The organism is Clostridium sp. YIM B02506 (genome assembly GCF_022324845.1).
GTDB lineage: Bacteria > Bacillota > Clostridia > Clostridiales > Clostridiaceae > Clostridium_T > Clostridium_T intestinale.
The window spans coordinates 52,260-74,742 of record NZ_JAKGTG010000009.1 but is presented as its reverse complement, the minus strand read 5'-3'; the positions used below and the strand labels follow the sequence as shown (position 1 = coordinate 74,742).

Here is a 22,483-nt window from a genome sequence, read left to right as displayed (position 1 = left end):
CCCAATTAATTAGAATAGATATTAAAAAATGCATCTAGGAAGTTTTCATTCTCAAGCATCTCGTCATAAAGTTCCTTTGAGTAATCACTTTTTATTTCTTTCATTATTCCTAGCCTTAAATCCTTTGGATAAAAACCAAGTAACTCTGAAAAAACAGATATCTCTTTTTCTCTTATAGATAATGACTCAATATAATTCAAACAATTTTTAGATAATATATATAGGCGTGAATGACTTTCCTTTGAGATTCTATCTTTAATATCAAATACTAATATATTTTCTCTAAATACCTCTTCTGGTTTAATTAATGGATTCTTTAAATTGTCTAAAAAGTTTATAAAATCTCCAGCAATTGAAGCTCCCACGTTTCCTTTAACCAAATTAAAAAATATATTTTTAGCCATAGAGTCTTTATGCTTTAAAAATACTTTATAGCCTTTAGAAACCCTCTCCCAACTTCTTGGGGTAGCTTTTATATGCTCCTTAGAGTTTGGTGTATGAAGAAATTCTGGAAAAGTTGATATAAACTCTATTATATGCTCATGTATCTGCCCTTTTGTCATAGCCCATCTTACCCATTCTTTTAGTTCTGATTCCATTTGGATCCAAACAAATCTATCTTCTTGGGCTGGGTCCATATCTATTACTTGATATTCACTTTCTTCATAATCATCATATTTGTTAGATGGATTCATAGCCGCTATTACATAAACATCTTCACTTAAGTTATATCCATTTATTTCTCTATTTAATATTAAATTCATAAGTTCCTGTTGAACTGTATGTTCGCATCTATTTAATTCATCTATAAACAACACCACTTGTTTACCTTGCTCTATATAACTATCTACCTCTATCAATTTTGAATGAGTAGCGTATTCAGTTACTTTTCTACTCTTAGAAATTCCCTTCACTAAAAATTCTCTTTTTTCTACAGTTGGTAATCCTCCTATTTCTCCCTCCTTTAATAAATTTGCATCTATAGTAACTAATTCACAATTTTTATTATTTGCTAATTCTTTTATTAATGATGTTTTTCCTATTCCACTTTCTCCAATTAGTAGTGGTACATCTTTGGCCTCTATAATTAATTCCACTGTTTTTAATGCTTCTCTAAAATTCAATTTTTTTCGTCCTTTCTTAAGCTAAATTGAAAGTTTATAATCAACTAAGATTTTTCTTGCTGTCTTACTACCAAAATTATTTATAAAATTTATTTTGTCCATTTCTAAAACCTCTAGATTTAAGAAATCTTTTAAGTATTTCTCATCTATACTATTTTCCCTAACCTTTTTGGTTAGTATATCTACAACTAAATCAATGTTTATATCGTTATAAACGTACTTTACTACATTAATATTAACTTCAATTAGTTCAACTAATTCTTCATAGGTATAATTTATATAGTTTATAGCTTCTTCATTTAATGATATAGCCTTTTTCTTGCTTTCCATTGATGGATTATCAACAAACCTAATAGCCCCCCAGTAGTTCTCTATGGCTTTTAACACCACATTTTCAGTTGGTTTTTTTATATATTTTATTGCATCATAATCATTTTCTACAGCTAATATTTGAAGTTCTTCTTTAGGATTATTTACAAACTGAATTGCCCACCCCTTAGTTTGTATAGCAGCTCTAAGTATTGTTTCTGTTGGATACTTTATAAGCTTTAATGCATTCCATAAGCTTTTAACAGCTATTATTGAAGCCTCTTCAGTTGGATTTTCTATATATTCTATAGAAAGTGGGTTGTTTTTTATAGCCTCTATTTGAACAGCTTCTGAAGGTTCTTTTATATATTTTATAACTGTTCCATTTTTTCTTACTGCCAATATTTTAATATCTTCACTAGGATTATCTATTTCTCTAATATAAATAGGATTATCCTTAATTTTTATTTCCAAATCATATTTCTCCATTTTTACTTCCCTTCAATCTCTATGTTAATAATATAAAATAACTTTTTTCTTAATATAATTATATACCACTAAAAAGATTTTATCTATTACTTAATAATAATTATCAAAAAGGAAACTTCTATTATTTGAAGTTTCCTTTATCTAGATTCTTTATATTTTTCGATTTCTCGCTGAATTAAAAACAGTAAGTTGTTAAATTCCCACATTTCTCCCTCTTCTAATAATTTATTAAGAGAATTTTGAAATCTGCTAGCTTCAGCTATTCTACCTAATCCCATTAATGTTAATATATTATTCATTATGCTGGATATTACATCAGACTTAACTTCGAATAATTTTTGAGCATCTTTTATTTCATCTTTTATTAAAAGCATTTCTTCATCTAGTCTGAAGGCTGCATCGGCTGCACTTTTCAATTTTGACATTATTTCCTGTGGTTTTTGATGTTTATACTTATAATTTAAGGAATGTTCTATAGTTGCCCAAAAGTTCATAGCCAAAGTTCTTATTTGAAATTCTGCTAAAATTTCTTTTTGTCCGTCCGCCATATTAACTGGGTATTTTATTATCATGTGATAGCTCCTATATCCTGAACTTTTAACATTTCTCACATAATCTTTTTCATATAAAATTTGCATATCTCTTCTTTTTCTTAATATTTCTACCACTCTATCTATATCGTCAACAAACTGACACATTATCCTTACTCCTGCAATATCTTCTAACTCATACTGCAATCTATCTAAAGGAATTTCAAATTTATTAGCCTTTTCTAACATAGAGCTAACTTCTTTCACTCTTCCTGTCACAAATTCTATTGGTGAGTATTCTTTTCTCTTTCTATATTCTTTTCTAATACTTTTTAGTTTTATCTTTAATTCCTCTACTGCCTGCTCATAGGGTATCAGAAATTTTTTCCAGTCATTTATCGCCATATTGTCTCACCTACTCCTTAAATCTATATTTATTATACCAAAATAAAGTACTTCTGATAATTAAAATTTATGATATAATGATATTAATACAATTTTACAGAGGTGTTGACAATGGGTAACATTTTTTCCGGATTAGAGAATCTGGGATTCGATAATTTAAACGGTTTAAAAGTATATGAAGAAAAAAAGCAAAAACAGACTATAGTTGAGAAGAAAGAATTGGACCCTATGAGTCATATATTTGATAAACAAGTAGATTGTCCTGTTTGTAGTGCTTCTTTCAAGGTTAAATCTGTTAAAGTTAATTCCCCTAGAATGAGGGGACAAGATTCTGACTTATTTATTCATTATGATGTAATTAACCCCTATCTATATGATGTATGGGTTTGTAATAGTTGTGGATATACTGCCATGAAAGCTGATTTTCCTAAAATAAAGGCTTTTCAAAAGGAAATTATATTATCCTCAATTACTCCAAAATGGAAAGGAAGAGAATATCCTGAAGTTTTTGATGAGAAAGTAGCTATAGAGAGATTCAAATTAGCCTTAGTTAACGCTATATTCATGGAAGCAAAAAATAGTACTAAAGCAATGATTTGTTTGAAAACAGCTTGGATGTACAGGCTCCTAGAAGATACTGACAACGAGATTTCATTTTTATCTCAAGCTTTGAATGGTTTTAACGAAGCATATAGTAATGAGGATTTCCCTATATATGGTATGCATAGATATAGTATAATGTATTTAATTGGTGAATTAAATAGAAGAGTTGGTAATTATGATGAGGCATTAAGATGGTTCTCTAGCGTTATTACGACCCCTGGAGTTCCTCAAAAAGTTAAAGATCTTGCAAGAGATTGTAAAGATCTTATAAAAGATTATAAAAACAAATAATATTATCAAATAAAACTTAGGAGGATTTTACTATGAGTTTATTCTCAAAAAAGAAAAATGTTGAACCTAAGGAAATTTCGCAAGATATTTCCTCAAAAAACGCTATTATTGAACCTACTAATGATTCTACTATATTAGATTCAATATCTTCAGAGTTACAAAGTACGAAGGCAAACTCTGAAAGTTTAAAAAATTCTATCGGTAACATAGAAGACTCTGTATCTTCTTTAGCAGATTCATCTATAAAACAAAGTGATCAATTATCTAATGTTAGTAGTTCTATACGAAGCATTGGTGCTTCACTAGAAGAGTTAGCCTATAACGTAACTAATGTACATATTAAGGTTCTTGATACAGATTCTTCTGCTGATCAAGGTGTTGAGACTATAAATACTTTAGATAATTCTTTAAGCGAACTTAAACAGGCGTTTACTGTAAGTTCTGATACTATCAATGAATTAGTTAGCAAGCTTGAATATGTTAATTCAATTACTGATTCTATAAGCCAGATTGCTAGCCAAACAAACTTACTTGCACTTAATGCTGCAATTGAAGCTGCACGTGCTGGAGAAGCTGGTAGAGGATTCTCTGTAGTTGCTGGAGAAGTTAGAAAGCTAGCTGAAAATTCTAAGCAAGCTGTTCAAAGTATAACTAATTTATTAGGAGAAATTAAAGTGGACATTTTAAGTGCTTCTACAGCTATGAGTACTGGAAATGTTGCATTAAGCTCTCAACAAGATGCTATTGAATCAACTAAAGGAACTTTTAAAAATATTAAAACATCTATTAATGAAGCTGTTACTGAAATAGATGAATTTATTGAAAACCTAACTTCTGTTGCAACTAGTAAAGATGATTCTATTAGTTTGGTTAGAGATTTAGAAACTATAACTCTTGAAAACACAGCCTTAACTCAAGAGATTTCTGCCGCAGTAAAAATAGACTCTCAAGCTTGTAATGATCTTCATGATTCCATAGAATCTATTTTAAATATTATAAATAAATAACATAAAAGGAACCTTTAATAGGTTCCTTTTATGTTATACTAATCCATTATTTTAACTGGGTCAAAATTTATAAAATCACAGGATGTCATAATATACTCAACTCCATCATATGTTCCTTGTATTACCTTACCAAGAGCTGGACCATGTAAATGACCATATATAACTTTCTCAACTTTAAATTCATTAAAAATTTCAACAAACCCTGATGAATTAAATTTTTCATTAGTTGGAGGATAATGTATCATACATATAAATTTTTCATATCCATCTCTTTTGGCTGCATCTAAAGATAATCTAAGCCTTATAAGTTCCCTGTCATATATTTTCTTATCTTTCTCAGCAAACTTATCACTATCAGGGCATATCCATCCCCTAGTTCCACATATTGCCCACTCATTATAACTAAAATAGTTATTTTGTATAAAATTCATCCCATCATATAGCGAATTAAGCTTTGTTATACTACTCCACCAATAATCGTGATTACCTTTAATTATTATCTTCCTACCTGGAAGAGCATTAATCCATTTTAAGTCTTCTCTAGATTCATCTGCGCTCATTGACCAAGATATATCTCCCCCAATTAAAACAGTATCACTCTCATTGACTTTCTCTTCCCAATTTTTTTTTATTTTATTTTCATGCCCTATCCAATTATCTCCAAAAATACTCATAGGTTTATCCGTACTAAAAGATAAATGAAGATCTGATATAGCGTATAATGCCATAATACTCACCTTTCATTCTTTTTATCCAAATCTGTTACAAATGCAATAATATATGCTACAGCCTCATATAAATCTTCAGGAATTTCTTTTCCGATATCAACATTTGATAATAAATCGGTTAATTCCTTATTATAAACTACAGGCACATCACTTTCCTCAGCTTTTTCAATTATTTTATCAGCTATTGGTCCCATACCAGCTGCTGTTATTATAGGAGCTTCATTATTTAATTCATACTTAAGTGCAACTGCTTTTTTTCTCTGTTTCATTATCCTTACACCTTTCTATCTAATATAACTAGATTAGTAGAATTAAAAAATTCCCTTGATGTACTTATATTAACCTCTTCTATGGCTCTAGATACTATTACTTTACTATTATATCCTATGGTATTTAATGATTCTATAAGTTTATTTTTTTCTTTATCAAGAATTTTAACATATTCCTTTGAACATTTTAAATCAATATCTAAATTCTTGTTTTGAAGCTTTATATATGCATCCACATTTCCTAAATTTAATGTTTTTACAGATACAATCATTTTTATATTGCTAGAATCTAATTTTTTCCCTTTTCCTCTTTCATCTTTAACTATAAGCTTACATTCGTATTCATCTTGCTTCACTTTTAAAGGTATATTCATGTAATAATAATTATTGCTTACTGAATTAAACACCTTTACTTCTGCTGCATTACCTTTAATAAACTCCATAACCTTATTAAAGGCTTCACCTTCATCATCTCCATATTTAGAAGATAGTATAACCTCTTTAATTATATCTTTAATGTCTAAAGCTTTTTCTTTAATACCTTCTTTTATCATCTCTGGAATAGCTTTATTTACATTACTAACTAACTCTTTTGCTTGTACCAGTTCGTCATTTTTTAAACCTGATGAACTACTTATCTCATTTCCCTTATCATTTGACGAAGTAGGTACTTGTTTTTTTAATAAATCTATAAAATCTTTTATCTCTCTTGTTGTATTAAATGGCATGTTCGTTGATTTTAAATCTTGTTTATTAAACTCTTCTGGAGTTTGATTTTTTATTAATTCTACAAATGCTTCTATATCCTTATCCGTTATAGGTTTTTTGCTTACATTATTCTCCTTAAGATAATTTATAATTGTGTCTCTTAAAGTTTTATCTGTAAAACCTTCTTTTATTAACTGTTGATTCAACTTCTGTATATCACTACCTAATTCTTTTTCCTGTAAGAAGTCATTGTTTTTTAAAATTGATGATTTACTCCCATCATCTTCCCCATAATTTTCTGATATACTCACTTGCTTTCCTAAAAAATCTATCAACGCCTTTATCTCTTTTGTTGTATTAAATGGAATGTTCGTTGATTTTAAATCTTGTTTATTAAACTCTTCTGGAGTTTGATTTTTTATTAATTCTACAAATGCTTCTATATCCTTATCCGTTATAGGTTTTTTGCTTACATTATTCTCCTTAAGATAATTTATAATTGTGTCTCTTAAAGTTTTATTTGTAAAACCTTCTTTTATTAACTGTTGATTCAACTTCTGTATATCACTACCTAATTCTTTTTCCTGTAAGAAGTCATTGTTTTTTAAAATTGATGATTTATTCCCATCATCTTCCCCATAATTTTCTGATATACTCACTTGCTTTCCTAATAAATCTATCAACGCTTTTATATCTTTTGTTGTATTAAATGGTATGTTCTTTGATTTTAAATCCTGTTTATTAAACTCTTCTGAAGTTTGATTTCTTATTAATTCTACAAATGTTTCTATATCCTTATCCGTTATTAGTTCTGTGTTTATATTGTTATCTTTAAGATATTTTATAACACTATCTTTGCTTACTATTATATCCTTACCACTAACCTTATTATCTATGTTTAAGTCAACTGATTTATTATTATTAATTTCCTCAAAATCTCCTGATAATTTTCTTAACATATCTAAAACACTTATTTTTTTCTCTTTATTTGAATTTACGTAGGCTTCTTTGGGTGATATATTCTTTAATTCCTTATTAATAGAATCTTCTGTATTTTTTACATTTAATTTTACAATCTCATCGCTATCAATATTTTTTTCTATACTACTTCCTTCTACAGGAGCTTTCAAAATAATTTTTTCTATAGACTCCTCACCTTTAAATATCCTATTAAACGCCTTTATGTTTGATTCGGTTAAATCTATATCATTTTCTATAAAAGTTAAAATATCCTCTGCTTTCATAGTTTTAAATTCTTTAAAAAAACTTTGTAGTTTTTCCCTAATATTTTTAGATTCCTCTGAGTCAATAGGGATATTTTTACTTGAAATATAATTATTTATAAAATTATCTACTTCTTTTTCATCAACTTTTATTTTTTCGTTGAAATTAAATATAGACGAATACTTTGATATATTCTCTTTAGTTAGTGGTATATTAAATTTTACTAACTGCTTTAAAGTTTCAATTTCTTCTTTCGCTAAACCTTGAGATTTAATTAATGCATTGAGTGGATTGTTCTCCTCACTAGTTGCTTTATCTTCTTGCCTAACTAATTTTAATTTTAATTTCCCATCTTGAAACCCTAGTACCTGAAACTTTAGTAGTCCTTCTAATTGTTCTGGTGTTAAATTTTCATCGACTTGCGCCATGAATTGCCAGCCATCAAGAAGCTTTATTGTAAACTCTCCTTTATTTTGGCTAATTCGCATTACTCTGCCTGCAAATTTTTCACCTACTTCAAATGTTAACTTAGATGATAATTTTTTTGAACCTACATTATATACTGAATTTATATTCCAAATACCAGGCATCTTAGCTCCACTCCCATACAAAATACTATATATTATTATCGTATCTTATTATACAAAACTAAAAGCAATAAGTTAAAAAATCTTATTGCTTTCAATTTTTATTCTACAACTATTCTATTATAGTTTTTCTTTCCTCTTTTAATAAGTGCTGAACCATCTTGAAAATCGTTAATAGTAAGCTCTCTCTTTATATCAACTACTTTCTCTCCATTAACTGAAAGTCCACCTTGCTGTATTAATCTCCTAGCTTCTGCCTTTGATGGAACAATTTTAGATTCTGCTAATACATCCAATATGCTTTTCCCTATACTATCTTCTGAAATAGTAGTTGTAGGTACATTATCCATATTAACGCCTGAACCAAATAAGGCTTCTGATGCTTCTTTAGCTTTATTAGCTTCTTCTTCCCCATGAACTAATTTAGTAATCTCAAAAGCTAAAACTTTTTTAGCTTCATTAATTTCTGCACCCTCTAAGCTACTTAACCTTCTTACTTCATCCATAGGCACAAATGTCAATAAGGATAAACATTTCTGAACATCTGAGTCTCCAACGTTTCTCCAATATTGATAAAACTCATAAGGAGAAGTTTTTTCTGGATCTAACCACAATGCTCCATTTACTGTTTTACCCATTTTTTGACCTTCACTATTAGTAAGTAGTGTGCAAGTCATTGCAAAAGAATCTTTACTTGCTTTTCTTCTTATTAATTCAACACCAGCTATCATGTTGGACCATTGGTCATCTCCACCAAGCTGCATTTTACATCCATATTCCTTATTTAATACATAAAAATCATATCCTTGCATTAACATATAGTTAAATTCTAAAAAGGATAATCCTTTTTCAAGTCTTTGTTTAAAGCATTCTGCTGTAAGCATTCTATTAACAGAAAAATGCATTCCTACTTCTCTTAAAAAATCTACATAGTTTAAATTTAATAACCAATCTGCATTATTTACAATTAGAGCCTTGCCATCTTCAAAATCAATGAACTTTTCCATTTGCTTCTTTATTGATGAAACATTAGACTCTATTTGTTCTTTTGTAAGCATTTGTCTCATATCTGTTTTTCCACTAGGATCTCCAACCATTGCAGTTCCTCCTCCTAGAAGAGCTATAGGTCTATGTCCTGCTTTTTGCATATGTGCCATAAACATCATTGCGATAAAGTGCCCTACATGTAGTGAATCTGCTGTTGGATCAAATCCTATGTAAAATGTAATCTTTTCTTTTTCTAATAATTCTCTTGTTTCAGCTTCATGAGTAAATTGTTTTATATACCCACGTTCCATTAATTCATCCAAAACTGTTTCCATACTATTCCTCCTAGAACTCATACAAAGATAATATTAGTATATAAATAATTCATTTATTAATCAACATATACTTAAAATTAAAAGCCCCATTGGGGCTTTATATATCAAGGTAATTGTTTTCAATTTTAGTTGTAATTATAGTTATACTGTTTTATAAACTCAGGTAAATCTTCGCAATCATGATTAAGATTTATAAAAAACTTAACTTCATACCTCCTACTTAATTCATTAATTTTCTCAAATAAAGAATTAGCGCTACATAGGTCCTTTCCTCTTACAATATTAGATAACTCATCAATATAGATATATTCTATATCATAATTTTCAGATATAAGCCCACATAAGAAGCCATAAAAACTTTCATAATCTTTTAACTTAAAATCATCTGTTGAAATAAATCGTATATTTCGATTTAAAACTAGCATAGCTCTATTGTCATCATCGATATAAACTGATTCTCCTCTTGCAAATTGAACATTGTCGTTAGCCAAATCTATAAGCTTTTTGGTTTTTCCTGATCCTCGTTGTCCACAAAATACATGAATCATTGGTACCACCCCTTATATATTTAATAAAAAATAGAAATTTCTATTTTTTTATTATTCAAACACAGATGTTCCTGGAAAAATGACCTTAAAGGTTCCTTCAGCCTTTGAATTAATAATTTTTACTTTCCCTTTTCCAATAAAAGAATTTCTCATTAAATAAAAGCCCCTTCTGGTCTGCAAAAATCTCTTTTTATCATCTAAAGTAATTAATTTCTCATAAAGCCATGAATTTCTACTTAAATCATTTGGTATTTGACTAGATTCTTTGGAATAAATCAAATTTCCTGGACTAATTACACTTATTGACTTTCTGCTAATAATTATCTCTATATCTCTATTTGTATGCGTATAATCTCTATACAATACCGCATTTTTCAATGCTTCAATTACAGCTTCTTTAGGATAATTATTAGGTAATTCTTCAGATAATACTTTTTCGCATTTGTCTATTATATCTAATAATTTGCCCTGAACTATTACTATATTATTTTTATTGTTTAATTTTATTCTAACCATATTATGGGGAATATACAAGTTGTTAAAATTAGAAAATACCAATAAACCACCAAAAGTACAGCAATATTTTCCTAAATCTCTATCTTTATATATTATAGATGCACTTTCCAATAAAAATTCTCTGTTATCACTATTTAAAATTATCCCCTTGCTCTTAAAATACTTTTCTATAGTATCATTATCTAAAATTTCCTGACTACTTCTTATAACTGGATAAGATTCTAAAATAAGATTTAAATTTTCTTGAAATGCTGAAAGTAACTCTTGTTTTCTCATTACATCAGTAGTTGATCCTCTTCTTATATAAAAAGCACCATTTTCTCTTATTTGATAAGGCTTTTGATGCCCATCATAAATAGTTATTACAGATACTTCTTTTCCATCTATATAAATATCATCAACTTTAATCGGTATAGGTGGTTCACATCTTGTTGATATGATTTGTTGTATTTGCTCTTCAGTAAAAGAGTATTGCTTTTCATATCCTGTTATCTGTTTACTTTTATCTTCAATACCAACTATAAGATAACCTCTTCCCCCTCTTGAATTAGCTATAGCACATATATCCTTTGCTAGTTCTTTCTTACCATACTCAGAATTTATATCTATTTTCTGTTTATAATCTAATTTTATTCCTTCATCTCTTTTTATTAAAGTAAGTAGTTTCTTTCTATCCATAACTATGCCCCTTACTAGCTCCTTATATACATTATATTATATAATAATCAAATAAGTATAAAAAATATAGTCATTTCCAAAATATAAATTTGTTATATTTTAAAAATGACTTATATCTATCTTTAATATGTATTTTTTATTTTAGTAGCCCCTTCAATATCCACTTTTATGTTTAATATTAAATCTGTTATTCCTATAGTATCTTCCAAAACCAAATTAGGATATTTTCGCTCTAGCAATCTATCTATTTCAAATATATCTACACCTTCATTCTTGTATTTATTGAAAACATCATTAAGAAATTGTTTCATATTATTAATCTCGTTTCTTTTCAAAATCTCTATTACAGTATCATCTATAACTAATCTATGCTGAGATTCTGCAATAGTAACTGTTAAATAGACAGTTTTGTATAAATTAATCCTTTCCCCATCATATTCTAAGTCTGTTTTGGTTTTACTTTTGAGGATTTCTAAAGTTATAAACTCATTAGGTGCTTGAGGATTTTTTATTTCCAAAGTTCCTGTTCTTACTTTATCATTTAGAAAATTATAACTTAAAGTATCTTCAACCTCTAAATTTTTAACTAAAGTATCATTTTTTAATATTCCCCCACCAAATAACTCTAGATTACTTTTTCCTAACTCCTCTTTAAACTTTAAACCTCCCATCAACGCTATTCCATTACCAGCCAATCTTTCAGTTAGATAATCATTTGTATTTTCAGCTATAACCCTAGGCGTAGCTTTGGTTTTTAAAGTTAACTCATCTAAAAATAGGCCTAAATATTCATCCTTATTTTGCCCATAACTCAATAATGAATCCACTGTTCCGTAATATATAAACATATAAGGTTTTACTAAAAACTCCTGGTCTCTATTAATTAAGTCTATATGTTTTTTTATCCCTTTCGTGACTGCATTTTCTGTAAATATAAGTGCTCTATTTTGAGAAAAATTTATCTTATAGGCTGAGGTTCTGTTGACATCCCTAATTGCTTCAAGATAAGTCTTACCTCTTCCTACATATATCATCTTTTGCCCTTTATCTGAACTTTCATTAGTACTTCTATATGGATTTATACATTCTAAGTATATTAAAACATTATCATCTTCATCTATATCCATTATTGAAGCAGTTACAAATGTAACTTTATTAATATCTTGATAATTATAGCAGCCTGTAAATGAGAAGGCTGTAGTAATAATTATTATTAATCCAGCCGCATATTTTATTAGTTTCATGCCTACTCCTCCTCATCCTTTATTACATCTTTAGATATATCTTCTAAATTACCTCTTAATATAACATCTCTAAATCCATACCTTCTTATGCTTCCTAATGGAAACAAGAAAGAATATCCGCAGCTCTGTAGTGAAGCTAAGTGGCTAGTTAATATCATAGATCCTATAATAAATCCAGGTATTCCAAATAAAGAGGCTACTATTACTAATATAATTGACCATAAAGATATTGCTCCATAGGTTTTTGGGATTAAGAAATATGATAAAGTACTTATAGCAACAACTAAAATTGTTACTCTAGAAGCTAACCCAGCGCCTACGGCAGCTTCTCCTAATATCAGGGCTGATACAATACTCATAGCACTTCCTATTGGTTGAGGCAATCTAAGTCCTGCCTCCTTTATAAGTTGAAAGAATAACATCATTAAAATAACTTCAATAAAAGTTGGAAATGGTACTCCGGCTCTTGCAACAGCCATTCTAAATATAAACATAGTCGGTATCATTCCAAAGTGATAAGTTATAAACGCTACATATAAGGCAGGTAAAAACATAGCTATAAAAAATGCTGACCACCTTAATATTCGTGTAAAATTAGCAAAGTATCTATTTAAATAATAATCATCTGGCGTTTGAAAATTTTCTACAAAAAAATACGGCACAGTTACTACAAAAGGAGTCCCATCTACTATTATTGCTACTCTACCTTCCATTATCTTTGCGGAAATCTCATCTGGCTTTTCTGTGTATCCTATGGTATCAAACAAACTTCTGTTTTCAGTTAATGTGTTTTCTATATAATTTGTATCTAGCAAGAAGTTATAGTTGGATTCTTTTATTTTATCTTTAACTTTCTGTACCAAATTATCTGGAGCGACCCCCTTCAAATATGCTATACATACTGATGTATTAGATTCTTTTCCTAATATAAGAGGTTCAAGTTTTAAATTTGCATTTTTAACTCTTCTTCTTATTAATGCAACATTATCTACAAAAGCCTCACTAAAGCCTTCCCTAGGCCCTTTAACAACTGCTTCTGTAAGAGGTACTCCTATTCCTCTTCTAACATACCCCTTCGTTTCACAATAAATCATAGACTGATTATTATCAAAAACAATAACCACATCTCCCATTAATATATGCATTTGTGCATCTTCAATATCTTTTACTGTTCCAGCTAAATTCATTCTAATAACTTGTTTTAAAATATCATCAGTATTTTTAACTTGATAATTTTTATAAGTTAGCGGAGTAACTATATACTCACTTATGAATGCACTAGAACATAAAACATCAATAAATACTAATGTAGCCTTTCCTAACGGGGTATCTATTTCCCTATACTTAACATCAAAGGCATTTTCAAACATCTTCTTTAACTGATCTAAGTAATTATTCATAAACATCACCATTCCTTATTATTTTTCCTTTCTAGGTTTAATATTCCCAAATTTGCAAATACTATTTTTAAAAGTTATTAATTAAGAGGTGAATATTTTGAAAAAATACACAAGTAAGCACCATATATTTTTAATTTTGTGCGTTACATTAATATCTATAAAGACATATCCAATACTATTTTTATCATTAGGGGGAAGAGATAGTTGGTTATTAGTTCTTTTTTCATCCCTAATTATTGGTGTTTTAGGTTACTATATAATTAATGTATTTATAAAATTCAATATTTCAAGTATGAATGATTTCTTTGAATCTTCCTACGGAAAATATTTAGGAAAAATACTTTTGTTTTGCTTTTCGGTTTTATTAATGTTTAATGCTATTGAAAGTGTGTCTATATTATCAACTTCAATACATAACACTGTATTCATTGAAACGCCTACTTGGTTTGCCTTACTATTTTTTATATCAGCGTCTGCTTATATGCTTTGTATGGGATTCTCATCCATCCTTAGGCTTTCATTAATATCTATTGCTACTATGTTTTTGTGTATGTTAATATTAGCATTTTTATTTATACCCTATATTAAAATTAACTATGTTACTCCTGTATTCGGTAATCCATTGAATTTTAATTCATTACTTTCGGTAATATACATATTAGGTTATTTCTCTTCTTTTGGCGTAACCTTGCCTTATATAAAAAAAATTGAAGAAAAAGATGAATTAAAAAAGTATTATATTCCTACTATGATTGTAGTATCAGTAATTTCAACTTATTCAGTTCTTAGTATTTTAGGCTTTTTCAATCATTTTAGAGGGGCTAATATATTTTTCCCTGAGTTTACTCAAGCTCAAAGAGTCGAGTATGGAAAGTTCTTTGAGAGTGGTGAATTTTTTGTTCTTTTACAAAATGTATTGGGCTTTATAATAAAATATTTACTTAGTATATTTGCTATTTACATTATCTATAAGGACAAAATTAAAAATTCTAATAAATTTTTTATAACAATATCTATAATTAACTATATTATTAGTTATTACCTATGTAAAAATATCTTTACGTTAAGTTTATTCTTAGAGTTTTATACATTAATAAATATATTATTTATGTTAATAATTCCAGTTATAGCTTCATTTTTGTATAGTATTAGAAAAAAACTTAAATAATCCTGTACATTAATTTAGGATTTATTAGACATACTATTAATATATCCTATTTAAATGGAGGTGATATAATGGGATTCTTAAAATGGCTTGGAGGTATAGTTGTTTTCTTTTGGCTATTAGGTCTTCTATTTAAAGTAGGTGGCTATGCAATAAATGTTTTACTAGTTATTGCTGCTATAGTCTTTATAATAGATGCTCTTGTTGGAAGAAGAAAGAACTATTGAGTTGGTTGACATTATTCCTATTAATAACATATAATTATAATATAAAATCATATTATAACCTGTGAAAAGAAGTAGTAAACTTAACAGTTACATTTAAGAGAGCTGTTTATGGTGGGATGCAGTATGTATACTTAAGTTGAATGGATCTTTGAGGTTTTTAACTGAAACTTTTAGTAGGTTAAAACGTTTGTCTAACGTTATATAGGCAGGATATGAATGTATCTTCAAAGAAGAGATTACTACTCTTGAATTTAGGTGGCACCGCGTAAATAACGCCCTATGGACTTTTCCATAGGGCTTTTTTTATATTTTAAAATTGTATATTTTTTATTAAACACACATGGAAGGAGAACCAACTTATGGATGAAAGAAAAAAAGTTATTTTTAGTGGAATTCAACCCTCTGGAAATTTAACTATAGGAAACTATTTAGGAGCTTTAAAAAATTGGGTCAAGTTACAGGATGAATATGACTGTTATTTTTGCGTAGTTGATTTACACGCTATTACAGTTCGCCAAACACCTGCTGATTTAAGAAAAAGAACTTTAGAAGTATTAGCTATATATATAGGTGCAGGAATTGATCCAGAAAAAAATACTCTGTTTATTCAATCCCATGTTCCAGCTCACAGTGAATGTTCTTGGTTACTTGGCTGCAATACCTATATGGGGGAGCTTGGCAGAATGACTCAATATAAAGATAAATCACAAAAATTTGGCGATTCAATAGGTTCTGCACTATTTAATTATCCTGTATTAATGGCTTCTGATATATTACTTTATAACACTGATTTGGTACCAGTTGGAAAAGATCAAAAACAGCATTTAGAACTAACTAGGGACATAGCAAATAGATTTAATAATACCTACAGTGAAACCTTTAAAATACCTGAGCCTTATATACCTAAAGCAGGTGCTAAAATTATGAGTTTACAAGAACCTGAAAAGAAAATGTCTAAATCTGATGAGAATCCTAACTCATATATATTAATAATGGATCCTCCTGATGTAATAAGAAAGAAAGTTAGTAGGGCGGTTACAGATACAGTTGGTAAAATAAATTATTCTGATGAACAACCTGGAATAAAGAATCTTATAAATATTTTAAGTTCAATTAAAGGAATTGCTCCAGAAGAAATAGCTGCTGATTATTCTGATAAAGGATATGCTCAATTAAAAAGTGATGTTGCAGAAACTATAATTGATGAATTATCTCCACTACAAGAAAAAATCAAAAATCTTTTAGCAGACAAAAATTATTTGGAAAGCATATATAAAACAGGAGCAGAAAAAGCAAATTATACCGCTAATAAAGTCCTAAGAAAAGTTCAAAAGAAAATAGGCCTTATTCCTAGATAAAAATATATAGTTGGAAGTTAATAATTAATAGTGCATAGTTAAGGAAGAAATTCAGCTTTGCTGAATTTCAACCACAACTTTTAACTACTCTCTATTAACTCTTAACTATTTTACAGTTTCCCATGGTTTAGTTTTTAAATACTCTGAAAATGCATCCCTCAAATCATCTTTTCTAAGGGCATACTCTACCGTAGCTTGTAAAAATCCAAGTTTATCTCCAACATCATATCGTCTTCCTTCAAAATCATATGCATACATAGCCTCTTGAGATACAAGTTCTTTTAATGCATCCGTAAGCTGAATTTCTCCACCTTTTCCAGGTTTAGTTTTCTCTAGTATATTAAATATCTGTGGTGTTATTATATATCTTCCAAGAATAGCCACATTGCTAGGAGCTTCATCTCTAGAAGGTTTTTCTACTAAATCTTTTACTTTATAAACCCTATCTTCAATATGGATACCATCTACTATCCCATACTTATTTACATCCTCTTCAGGAACCGTTTGCACCCCAAGTATTGTTGTTTTGTATTCATTAAAGCACTCTATTAACTGACCTAAACATGGATTGCCGCTATGTACTACATCATCTCCTAGAAGTACTGCGAATGGTTCATTTCCAACAAAAGTTTTAGCGCAAAGAATTGCGTGCCCTAATCCTTTTGGTTCTTTTTGTCTTATATAATGAATATCTACCATTCCCGATATATCTCTTACTAGATCCAGTAAATCTTGTTTTCCTGACTTTTCTAGCTCCATTTCAAGTTCTATAGATTTATCAAAATGGTCCTCGATAGATTTTTTGTTTCTACCTGTTATTATTAATATTTCTTCTATTCCTGATGCTATTGCCTCTTCTATTATATACTGCATGGTTGGTTTATCAACTATCGGTAACATCTCTTTAGGTAAAGCCTTTGTTGCAGGTAAAAATCTTGTTCCAAGTCCTGCAGCTGGAATTATAGCCTTTTTAACTTTCATACTAATTCTCCTCTCATAAATTAAATATCTCAATAAAATATCTCAATAAAATATTACCATATAATTTTATTGAAAGTCTATATTTTACAATGTATCTATTTATTGAAATAATTTTGTAATTTACACTAAGATACGATTGTGTTAAAATACAAATCATGGGAAGGAGTGTATTATTGTGGAGGATAGAAAAAGAAGAAGTAAAGGCCCTAATAAAAAGAAGAAGAAAAATAAAAAGAAATGGATTATATTATCTCTTCTGTTAGTGGTTTTAATAATTGCAGGTATAGGAATAGGCTATACGGCATCTTTATTAGGTAAAGTAGATAATGTAGAAATTGATGAAGAACAGTTAGATATTTCTAAAGAAGTTGAAGAGAAATATAAAGATACAAATATTACAAACATACTTTTATTAGGTATAGATTCAGAAGATGGTGAAACAGGTCGTTCAGATTCTATAATGATTCTTTCTGTAGATAATGTTCATAACAAGTTAAAACTTTCATCTATAATGAGAGACTCATATGTTGATATTAAAGGTCATGGTAAAGATAAAATAAATCATGCATATGCTTTTGGTGGACCTGAATTATCTATAAGTACTGTTAATACAAATTTTGATTTAAATATTAAAGATTTTGCCACTGTTAATTTTGATAGTTTACCAAAAGTAGTTGATCAATTAGGTGGTATAGATCTAGATATAACTTCTGGTGATTTAAAATACATAAATAGTTATATAGGCAGTCTTAATGCAGAAAAGAAAACAAATGCTGCTAATATAACTAGCACTGGTCCCCAACATGTTAATGGTATTCAAGCTTTAGCATATGCTAGAATAAGATATGATGGCGGAGATCAAGAAAGAACTCATAGACACAGAATAATTTTTGAAGCTTTATTTAACACTATAAAATCAACTAGTAAAACTCAGTATCCAGCAATATTAAATGAATTATTACCATTAGTAAAAACCAGTTTAAATAGTGGTGATATTCTTAAATTAGCTACTTCATCAGTATCTTTATCTGGTGGACTTGTTCAAGATAGATTCCCTAGAGATGATAATGGTGCTGGTCAAATGATTAATGGAGTGTATTATCAAACCTTTGATAAGGCAAAAACTGTTGAACAAATGCATCAATTTATATTTGAAAGTTAATTTTAAAGACCTTTTGCAATAGTGCAAAAGGTCTTTTTTTTAAACATTCAGTATAAATTTTTCTATAACTTCTGCTACTCCATCATCGTTATTTGATGAAGTTATATATTGAGAAATATTTTTAATATCCTCAATAGCGTTTTCCATAGCTACTCCTAGCCCTGCATATTCTACCATATGCCTATCATTATCTGCATCTCCTATGCAAATAATCTCTTCTTTTTTAATATTCAAGTAATTAGCTAAGGCCTCCATACCAGTTCCCTTATTACTATTAATATTTAAAAATTCTAAGAAATATGGAGTGCTTCTTACTATTGTATATTTATCATATAAATCCTTAGGAAGATTATCTGCTGCCTTTGATAATATTTCTGGTTCATCAATAAACATTATTTTAACTATTTCATCATTTTTGTCTACTAAGTTAAAATCCATCTCATTAATCCTAATACCGTTAATCTCAGCCTCCACCTCAGTATATGTACTAGTCTTAGGTGTAATTAAACCATGAGTTCTAGAAAAAGCATGAATATTTACTCCTAGTTTTTTACTAATTTTATATAAATCATGTATATCTTTTCCTGATAATATATCACTGCTTATTACTTCTTTAGTTTCAGTATTTAATACTAGTGATCCATTATAACTTAGAACATAATCTCCCTTTGATATTAAATCTAACTCTTCAAGGTATCTGTTTATTCCTTCTATAGGTCTACCTGATGCTAAAACTATTTTTACACCTTTAGCTTTTGCAGCTTTTATAGCTTCTCTTGTTCTATCAGATACAGATTTATCTTCTCTTAAAAGAGTACCATCCATATCTATGGCTACCAATTTATACATATAACTTACTCCCCCTAATTTTTCATCTAAAGTTATTTTAAACTATAACTGTATCTTTACCAACCTTTTAATAAAAATTAATAAAAAATTGTTCCAAGTTAATGTTTTCATCCTTAAGGTTTAATTTATAAACATTATTAAGAAGCTCCTTATCAAGTATCTCATTTGGATTACATTCTTTTTCAATTTCCCCTTTATTAAATACTATAATTTTGTCTGAATACTTTATAGCTAAATTTATATCATGATTAACCATTATTATAGTTTTATTAAGTCTCTTATTTATTTCTTTAAGCATTCTCATCATATTAATCTGATGATTTATATCCAAGTGGGCTAGAGGTTCATCTAATATTATGCATTCTGCATCTTGACATAAGGCCCTTGCTAGAATCACTCTACCTCTTTCTCCCCCACTTATATCTTTAATGCTTATATCCTTTAAAAAATATGTATCGGTAACTTTCATAGTTTCTTCAATTTTTTCAATATCTCTATTGTTCAATTTAAACAAACTATTTTGTGCATAATTTCTTCCCATCATAACAACATCAAAGCAACTAAAGTCAATTTCATAAGAAATTATCTGAGGAACATAACTTATTTTTCCCGCAAAATCCTTTGCCCTATATTCACTTAAACTTTTTCCATCTAAATATATACTATTTTTAGAACCGATTCCTTTAACTAAATGTTTAATAAATGTAGTTTTTCCGCTCCCATTTGGCCCAATAATAGAATAAAATTTGCCAGATTGAAAGTCTACATTTATGTTTTTCAATATCTTTTTTTCCCTAACTTCATAGTTCAAATTCTTTATCTCTAAGAAACTCATCATGATCCTCTTTTCTTTTTCCAGAGCAGATAGATAAAATATGGTGCTCCAAGCAAAGCAGTAACTGCTCCTACTGGAAGTTCACCAGGAGCTACTATAACTCTAGAAATTGTATCACAAACAACTAAAAATAAGGCTCCTAATATAAATGAAAATGGTATTAGCTCCCTATGATTACTTCCAACAATCATTCTAGCTATATGTGGAATTATAAGTCCTACAAACCCTATTATCCCCGTTACAGAAACTAAAGCCGCTACAATAAGCGAAGATATTATAATTAATTCTTTTTTCACTTTCTCAACTTCTACACCTAAACTGTAGGCATCTTCTTCTCCCATTGACAGTATATTTAAATCCTTATGTCTTCTATATATAAAAAGGCTTCCTAACACTACTATTGGTACTATTAATAAGACTTGTTTATAGCTTGAAGTATTTAAACTTCCTAATGTCCAATATATTATTTTATCCATAGCCTCTTTGTTAAGAATCATAATTAATGATATTAATGAATTACATAAAAAACTTATGGCTATACCAGATAACAATAGTATTTCTATGGGTATCTTATTTCCTACCCTAGCTACATTGTAAACTAACATTAAAGTCACTATAGCTCCTCCAAAAGCTAGTAAAGTTATTAATATATAATTATTTTTTTCTAAATTAAATATTAAACCTATAGTTGCTCCTAGTGCTGCTCCAGATGAAACCCCTAAAACAAATGGATCTCCCATAGGATTTTTAAATAATCCTTGAAATGTTACACCACTAATAGCGAGCCCAGCTCCAGTAAATAGTGCCATAAGAACTCTAGGAGTTCTTATATTCATAATGATTTTTTCACTCATATTTCCTTGAGAAACCTTAGTAAAATAACTAATTATAATCTTAATAGCTTCAAGAGAAGAAATACTCGCAGAACCTACAGTCAAAGATCCCAGTGCTATGATAAATGTGAAAATTACTAAACCTATAAATAATCTTTTCTTTTTCAAAACTAATACCTTTCTACTTAAAAGCTTCTGGATGAATTATCTTTGCTAAAGCTTCTAAGCCCTCTGCCTGTCTTGGCCCTTGTCTTGATAACATATTGTCATCTATCTCATATACCTTGCCTTCTTTTACTGCCTTTAAATCCTTATACCCTTCTCCAGTTGTAAAACCTGACTTAGAATCATATTTATCTGATAAAACTACAATATCAGGATTTTTCTCCATTAAAACCTCTTTAGAATAATTCCATCCATCTATCTCTTTAGCTATATTCTCTCCACCAGCTCTATCAATTATTTGACCTATAAAAGTATTTCCTCCAGCTGTAAAATCTGTCTTTCCAAAACCTACTACATAATAAACAGATGGTTTCTTTAAATCCTTAACTTTGTTCTCAACTTCTTCAACCTTCTTTTTCATTTCATCTATAATTTTAGTGCCTTCTTCTTGTTTTCCAAGCACTAATGCTATATCTTGAATGTTTTTATAAGCACCATCAAAAGAATCTTCTCCATAAAGTACTGCTACCTTTATTCCTAAAGCTTCTATCTTATCAACTAACTCTTTACTAAAATGCGCGCTCGCTATAACTAAATCTGGATTAAGTTCTGCTATTTTCTCTATATTAGGTTCAGTTATCGGTCCAACAGATTCTATTTTTGTCGCTTCCTCTGGATAATCACAATAATCTGATCTACCAACTAAAAAATTCTGTGAATTTAATGCATAAATAGTTTCTGTAGCTCCAGGTGATAATGAAACCAGCCTTTCTGGTGCCTTCTCTAAGGAAATTTCTCTATTATAAGAATCCACTATTTTAATAGCCTCATATTTTTTTATTTCTTGAGTTTTAGTACATCCTATTAATAAAATTATAGTCATAATACTTATTAGTACTGCTAGTATTTTTTTATTAATCTTCATT

At 28.9% G+C, this 22,483-nt stretch carries 22 protein-coding genes and 1 other annotated feature; of the genes, 6 read left to right on the top strand and 16 right to left on the bottom strand.

Features of this window, described 5'->3' with window-relative positions; translation table 11 throughout:
* Nucleotides 1-5: 5 nt before the first annotated feature.
* From L1S49_RS09235 to L1S49_RS09225, 3 genes are all read right to left on the bottom strand, one after another.
* Nucleotides 6-1,124, bottom strand: coding sequence for an AAA family ATPase (locus tag L1S49_RS09235; RefSeq protein WP_238903800.1), 1,119 nt, complete (start codon nucleotides 1,122-1,124; stop codon nucleotides 6-8).
* A 21-nt stretch (nucleotides 1,125-1,145) separates the two neighbouring features.
* Nucleotides 1,146-1,922 carry a hypothetical protein gene (locus L1S49_RS09230; RefSeq protein WP_238903798.1) on the bottom strand — a complete coding sequence of 259 codons (777 nt, stop codon included), beginning with the start codon at nucleotides 1,920-1,922 and terminating at the stop codon, nucleotides 1,146-1,148.
* A gap of 137 nt (nucleotides 1,923-2,059) precedes the next feature.
* Complete coding sequence (locus L1S49_RS09225) at nucleotides 2,060-2,857, bottom strand: GTP pyrophosphokinase family protein (RefSeq protein ID WP_073020672.1); 798 nt, start codon at nucleotides 2,855-2,857, stop codon at nucleotides 2,060-2,062.
* Nucleotides 2,858-2,968: 111 nt separating this feature from the next.
* On the opposite strand from L1S49_RS09225, the gene L1S49_RS09220 reads away from it, so the two are divergent.
* A complete protein-coding gene (locus tag L1S49_RS09220; protein WP_238903796.1) occupies nucleotides 2,969-3,751 on the top strand; it encodes a DUF2225 domain-containing protein in 783 nt (260 codons plus the stop codon).
* A gap of 32 nt (nucleotides 3,752-3,783) precedes the next feature.
* Nucleotides 3,784-4,758: a methyl-accepting chemotaxis protein gene (locus L1S49_RS09215; RefSeq protein ID WP_238903793.1), complete on the top strand. Its 975-nt coding sequence runs from the start codon at nucleotides 3,784-3,786 to the stop codon at nucleotides 4,756-4,758.
* 38 nt (nucleotides 4,759-4,796) lie between these two features.
* Here L1S49_RS09215 and L1S49_RS09210 read toward each other — a convergent pair whose 3' ends face one another.
* The 8 genes from L1S49_RS09210 to L1S49_RS09175 form a co-directional block, all read right to left on the bottom strand.
* Nucleotides 4,797-5,486: a metallophosphoesterase gene (locus tag L1S49_RS09210; RefSeq protein WP_238903791.1), complete on the bottom strand. Its 690-nt coding sequence runs from the start codon at nucleotides 5,484-5,486 to the stop codon at nucleotides 4,797-4,799.
* Nucleotides 5,487-5,491: 5 nt separating this feature from the next.
* The gene (locus L1S49_RS09205; RefSeq protein WP_073020664.1) at nucleotides 5,492-5,755 is read right to left on the bottom strand and encodes an EscU/YscU/HrcU family type III secretion system export apparatus switch protein; all 264 of its coding nucleotides are present in this window, start codon (nucleotides 5,753-5,755) and stop codon (nucleotides 5,492-5,494) included.
* 5 nt (nucleotides 5,756-5,760) lie between these two features.
* Nucleotides 5,761-8,277, bottom strand: coding sequence for a hypothetical protein (locus L1S49_RS09200; protein ID WP_238903789.1), 2,517 nt, complete (start codon nucleotides 8,275-8,277; stop codon nucleotides 5,761-5,763).
* 98 nt (nucleotides 8,278-8,375) lie between these two features.
* Nucleotides 8,376-9,596 (bottom strand): tyrosine--tRNA ligase, encoded by a 1,221-nt coding sequence (gene tyrS, locus L1S49_RS09195; protein WP_238903787.1) that lies wholly within the window; start codon nucleotides 9,594-9,596, stop codon nucleotides 8,376-8,378.
* A gap of 125 nt (nucleotides 9,597-9,721) precedes the next feature.
* Nucleotides 9,722-10,144 (bottom strand): hypothetical protein, encoded by a 423-nt coding sequence (locus tag L1S49_RS09190; protein WP_073020658.1) that lies wholly within the window; start codon nucleotides 10,142-10,144, stop codon nucleotides 9,722-9,724.
* Between the two features lie 51 nt (nucleotides 10,145-10,195).
* The gene (locus L1S49_RS09185) at nucleotides 10,196-11,338 is read right to left on the bottom strand and encodes an RNA-binding domain-containing protein (protein WP_238903785.1); all 1,143 of its coding nucleotides are present in this window, start codon (nucleotides 11,336-11,338) and stop codon (nucleotides 10,196-10,198) included.
* Between the two features lie 122 nt (nucleotides 11,339-11,460).
* A complete protein-coding gene (locus tag L1S49_RS09180) occupies nucleotides 11,461-12,582 on the bottom strand; it encodes a Ger(x)C family spore germination protein (RefSeq protein ID WP_238903783.1) in 1,122 nt (373 codons plus the stop codon).
* 2 nt (nucleotides 12,583-12,584) lie between these two features.
* On the bottom strand, nucleotides 12,585-13,982 hold the full coding sequence (locus L1S49_RS09175) for a spore germination protein (RefSeq protein WP_021803140.1): 1,398 nt from the start codon (nucleotides 13,980-13,982) through the stop codon (nucleotides 12,585-12,587).
* Between the two features lie 97 nt (nucleotides 13,983-14,079).
* Between L1S49_RS09175 and L1S49_RS09170 the strand changes: the two genes are divergently transcribed.
* From L1S49_RS09170 to trpS, 3 genes are all read left to right on the top strand, one after another.
* Entirely contained in the window at nucleotides 14,080-15,150 is a 1,071-nt protein-coding gene (locus tag L1S49_RS09170; protein WP_238903781.1) for a GerAB/ArcD/ProY family transporter, read from the top strand.
* Nucleotides 15,151-15,218: 68 nt separating this feature from the next.
* Nucleotides 15,219-15,374 carry a lmo0937 family membrane protein gene (locus tag L1S49_RS09165; RefSeq protein WP_021803142.1) on the top strand — a complete coding sequence of 52 codons (156 nt, stop codon included), beginning with the start codon at nucleotides 15,219-15,221 and terminating at the stop codon, nucleotides 15,372-15,374.
* A gap of 52 nt (nucleotides 15,375-15,426) precedes the next feature.
* Nucleotides 15,427-15,657, top strand: a binding site (T-box leader).
* A gap of 76 nt (nucleotides 15,658-15,733) precedes the next feature.
* Nucleotides 15,734-16,732 (top strand): tryptophan--tRNA ligase, encoded by a 999-nt coding sequence (trpS, locus tag L1S49_RS09160; protein WP_238903780.1) that lies wholly within the window; start codon nucleotides 15,734-15,736, stop codon nucleotides 16,730-16,732.
* 105 nt (nucleotides 16,733-16,837) lie between these two features.
* Here trpS and galU read toward each other — a convergent pair whose 3' ends face one another.
* The gene (gene galU / locus L1S49_RS09155; RefSeq protein ID WP_238903778.1) at nucleotides 16,838-17,713 is read right to left on the bottom strand and encodes a UTP--glucose-1-phosphate uridylyltransferase GalU; all 876 of its coding nucleotides are present in this window, start codon (nucleotides 17,711-17,713) and stop codon (nucleotides 16,838-16,840) included.
* Nucleotides 17,714-17,888: 175 nt separating this feature from the next.
* Here galU and L1S49_RS09150 point away from each other — a divergent pair, with 175 nt between their 5' ends.
* Nucleotides 17,889-18,875 carry an LCP family protein gene (locus tag L1S49_RS09150; protein WP_238903776.1) on the top strand — a complete coding sequence of 329 codons (987 nt, stop codon included), beginning with the start codon at nucleotides 17,889-17,891 and terminating at the stop codon, nucleotides 18,873-18,875.
* A gap of 39 nt (nucleotides 18,876-18,914) precedes the next feature.
* On the opposite strand, the gene yidA is transcribed toward L1S49_RS09150, so the two are convergent.
* From yidA to L1S49_RS09130, 4 genes are all read right to left on the bottom strand, one after another.
* On the bottom strand, nucleotides 18,915-19,724 hold the full coding sequence (yidA, locus tag L1S49_RS09145) for a sugar-phosphatase (RefSeq protein WP_238903774.1): 810 nt from the start codon (nucleotides 19,722-19,724) through the stop codon (nucleotides 18,915-18,917).
* Between the two features lie 67 nt (nucleotides 19,725-19,791).
* Nucleotides 19,792-20,559, bottom strand: a complete 768-nt coding sequence (locus L1S49_RS09140) for an ABC transporter ATP-binding protein (RefSeq protein WP_238903772.1) — start codon at nucleotides 20,557-20,559, stop codon at nucleotides 19,792-19,794.
* Complete coding sequence (locus L1S49_RS09135; RefSeq protein WP_238903770.1) at nucleotides 20,559-21,560, bottom strand: iron ABC transporter permease; 1,002 nt, start codon at nucleotides 21,558-21,560, stop codon at nucleotides 20,559-20,561. Before L1S49_RS09135 ends, L1S49_RS09140 begins: the two co-directional genes overlap by 1 nt.
* 13 nt (nucleotides 21,561-21,573) lie before the next feature.
* Nucleotides 21,574-22,482, bottom strand: a complete 909-nt coding sequence (locus L1S49_RS09130; protein ID WP_238903768.1) for an ABC transporter substrate-binding protein — start codon at nucleotides 22,480-22,482, stop codon at nucleotides 21,574-21,576.
* Nucleotide 22,483: the final 1 nt, after the last annotated feature.

Bases quoted from the DNA above. Each gene is read 5' to 3' on its own strand.
- galU (WP_238903778.1), bottom strand. From the start codon at position 17,713: ATGAAAGTTAAAAAGGCTATAATTCCAGCTGCAGGACTTGGAACAAGA.
- trpS (WP_238903780.1), top strand. From the start codon at position 15,734: ATGGATGAAAGAAAAAAAGTTATTTTTAGTGGAATTCAACCCTCTGGA.
- L1S49_RS09185 (WP_238903785.1), bottom strand. From the start codon at position 11,338: ATGGATAGAAAGAAACTACTTACTTTAATAAAAAGAGATGAAGGAATA.
- L1S49_RS09140 (WP_238903772.1), bottom strand. From the start codon at position 20,559: ATGAGTTTCTTAGAGATAAAGAATTTGAACTATGAAGTTAGGGAAAAA.
- tyrS (WP_238903787.1), bottom strand. From the start codon at position 9,596: ATGGAAACAGTTTTGGATGAATTAATGGAACGTGGGTATATAAAACAA.
- L1S49_RS09215 (WP_238903793.1), top strand. From the start codon at position 3,784: ATGAGTTTATTCTCAAAAAAGAAAAATGTTGAACCTAAGGAAATTTCG.
- L1S49_RS09230 (WP_238903798.1), bottom strand. From the start codon at position 1,922: ATGGAGAAATATGATTTGGAAATAAAAATTAAGGATAATCCTATTTAT.
- L1S49_RS09190 (WP_073020658.1), bottom strand. From the start codon at position 10,144: ATGATTCATGTATTTTGTGGACAACGAGGATCAGGAAAAACCAAAAAG.
- L1S49_RS09205 (WP_073020664.1), bottom strand. From the start codon at position 5,755: ATGAAACAGAGAAAAAAAGCAGTTGCACTTAAGTATGAATTAAATAAT.
- L1S49_RS09130 (WP_238903768.1), bottom strand. From the start codon at position 22,482: ATGAAGATTAATAAAAAAATACTAGCAGTACTAATAAGTATTATGACT.
- L1S49_RS09180 (WP_238903783.1), bottom strand. From the start codon at position 12,582: ATGAAACTAATAAAATATGCGGCTGGATTAATAATAATTATTACTACA.
- L1S49_RS09210 (WP_238903791.1), bottom strand. From the start codon at position 5,486: ATGGCATTATACGCTATATCAGATCTTCATTTATCTTTTAGTACGGAT.
- L1S49_RS09200 (WP_238903789.1), bottom strand. From the start codon at position 8,277: ATGCCTGGTATTTGGAATATAAATTCAGTATATAATGTAGGTTCAAAA.
- yidA (WP_238903774.1), bottom strand. From the start codon at position 19,724: ATGTATAAATTGGTAGCCATAGATATGGATGGTACTCTTTTAAGAGAA.
- L1S49_RS09225 (WP_073020672.1), bottom strand. From the start codon at position 2,857: ATGGCGATAAATGACTGGAAAAAATTTCTGATACCCTATGAGCAGGCA.
- L1S49_RS09220 (WP_238903796.1), top strand. From the start codon at position 2,969: ATGGGTAACATTTTTTCCGGATTAGAGAATCTGGGATTCGATAATTTA.
- L1S49_RS09165 (WP_021803142.1), top strand. From the start codon at position 15,219: ATGGGATTCTTAAAATGGCTTGGAGGTATAGTTGTTTTCTTTTGGCTA.
- L1S49_RS09175 (WP_021803140.1), bottom strand. From the start codon at position 13,982: ATGAATAATTACTTAGATCAGTTAAAGAAGATGTTTGAAAATGCCTTT.